Genomic DNA, 471 nt, shown 5'->3' on the forward strand with positions numbered 1-471 from the left:
GGTCACCGTCGCCATAGCGCTCAAGTTCCGTGTATACCAGCCCCTTGCGTTCCGGGATGAGCCAGTGACGGTCGGTGTCTTCGGCCTGAATACGCAGCAACAGGTCGGCACCGAAGAAGCCTTTATCCAGCAGGGTCACTGACTTGTCCGGCAATGAGCGAATGAACTCGCTGGCCAGGGGGATTTCCCCTTTGCGGTACGGGCTGATGGCCGCGTTGGCAATGACATGCGAGCGGACATTCATGAGCGTGACCAACCGCAGCATCGGGTAGGGTGTCTGCCGGTTGGTTGAGGTGTTACCCGAGCCGAAATGTGCTCTGAGTTCAGGCATATCCTGGGTCCGGAACAGGGCCCCATCGATGGCAAAGACCTGTAAACCGTGCCACTGGTCTTCAGGATAACGTTCCCGCCCCCACACATCGGCGCACTGTTTGAACAGCCACTCGAGCGGCTGTTTGCCGAGTCGCTGAC

General features: G+C 59.2%; 1 protein-coding gene. It reads right to left on the minus strand.

The window, feature by feature from the left end; all coding sequences use genetic code 11:
• Positions 1–471 (minus strand): transposase (locus B4920_RS25875; RefSeq protein ID WP_139379646.1); only part of this gene is annotated, 471 nt, incomplete at both ends.

Origin of the sequence: Zoogloea sp. LCSB751, assembly GCF_002028455.1 — a bacterium.
GTDB lineage: Bacteria > Pseudomonadota > Gammaproteobacteria > Burkholderiales > Rhodocyclaceae > Zoogloea.